The following is a 1781-nucleotide window of genomic DNA, read 5'->3' as shown; positions in this document are numbered from 1 at the left end:
CGGCGGGCCGGCTCCCCAGGCGGGGCCGGCCCGCCGCCTTCGCGTCTCCGGTACGCGGCTGCACCACCCCCCGCCGAGTTCGGTAGACGTTACGTGCCGAGTTCGGTAGATATGGCTCCGGACTGACCGTCATCCGAACGAGACTTTCCGTCTAGGATGTCCCGCAGGCGGCAGGACCGAGGAATCCGCCCAGCCCCACCTCACCCACTCTCGAGGAGACGCCCATGCCCCCGACCGACGATGCCGCCCAACGCCTTGGCAGCGCCTATGTGTTGGATACGCGCATTGGGGCCGGCGCACAGGGAGAGGTCTGGCTCTCCCACCGCACCGACGCGCCCGACACCCCCCTGGCGGTCAAGCTGCTGCGCGCCGATCTGCTGGAGGATGCGGGCGTTATCGAGCGCTTCATCCGGGAGCGCGCCACCCTGATGCGCGTGTCCTCCCCCTATGTGGTCGGCGTGCAGGACATGGTCGTGGAGGGCAGCCGGTTCGCCATCGTCATGGACTACGTGGGCGGCGGCAACCTGCGGCGCCTTCTCAATGAACGGGGTGTGCTGCCGCCCGCCGAGGTTGCCCGCGTCGGGGCGATGCTCGCTCACGGCCTGGCCGCCGTACACGACGCCGGCATCGTCCACCGCGACATCAAGCCCGCCAATGTGCTCATCGACGCCGGAGCGGGGGAGGCCGCGGAGAAGTGGACACCCCGGCTGGCCGACTTCGGCGTCGCCCGCATCTGCGACACGGTCGCCTCCTCCCATGCCACCGGTGCCATCGGTACGCCGCTGTACATGGCGCCGGAGATCCTCGATCCCGCCGCGCCCACGCCCGCCGCTGACGTCTACTCCCTGGGCGTGCTGCTGTACGAGGCGGCCTGCGGCGTGACTCCCTTCGTCGGTGCCCCGGCCCAGGTGCTGGCCCAGCACGCCCGCCGCGCCCCCGGACGCCCCGACGGCATCCCCGACGCCCTGTGGGCGGTGCTGGAGCGCATGCTCGCCAAGCAGCCCGCTGCGCGTCCCACCGCAAGACAGGTGGCCGCGCAGCTGGAGGAGGCCGTGGCGGCAGCGGCGGGAGCACCGGCCGCAGCGCGCCTGTCTGTGCCACCGCCGTCGGCGTCCGCGCCCACGCCGTACGTGTGGGCCGACGGCGAGGCGCCGCCTGGCGTCCCCCTGCCCCCGACGGACGGTGCGGTCACTCCCGCTGCCGGGACCGCCCCCACGGCGCCGCTGACGGCGGAGCCTACGGTTGTGGCCGGTAGTGGCGGGGCGGCGTCGGCACCGGAGGCAGATATCCGCACGCGCTTCGCCACTTATCCGCAGCTGGCGCCGGAGGCACTGTCGCCGACCTCGGCCGACTGGGCTCCGGTGGACGTGCCCGGCGCACCTGCGAGCCGACGCCGGGGGAACCGGGGCGCACGCCGGGGCCGCAGACTGCTGCTGGGGGCCATTGCGGCCGTCGTGGCGATCGCTGTAGCCGGAGGCGGTCTGTACGCCTGGCGCCACCGCGCGGCCGCCCCGGCCGCCACCGCCGTCACCGCGCTGCCCGCCCGCGCGGATGCCGTGGAGCTGCAGCGGATGACGGGTGTCAGCGAGTACCGCATCGCACCCGATCACGGTGCCGTCGCGGCTCGGACGAGTTCCAACTACTGGTCGCTGTACGACCTGGACGCCGCCAACCAGGCCCCGGTCTGGGCCGGGGAATGCGATACGGCGGGCTTCTGGACGGCCGCCACCCTCCTGTGCGTGCGCGATGAGGAGACGCACCTGATCGGCCTGGACGGCGTC

At 73.3% G+C, this 1781-nt stretch carries 1 protein-coding gene; it reads left to right on the top strand.

Features of this window, described 5'->3' with window-relative positions; translation table 11 throughout:
- Positions 1-224: 224 nt before the first annotated feature.
- Positions 225-1781 (top strand): serine/threonine-protein kinase (locus tag GZ998_RS10705; protein WP_219109826.1); only part of this gene is annotated, 1557 nt, incomplete at its 3' end.

The organism is Actinomyces sp. 594 (genome assembly GCF_019325145.1).
Taxonomy (GTDB): Bacteria; Actinomycetota; Actinomycetes; order Actinomycetales; family Actinomycetaceae; genus Actinomyces.
Note: the sequence above shows the minus strand (reverse complement) of the source record. Positions and strands in the feature narration are given on the sequence as shown.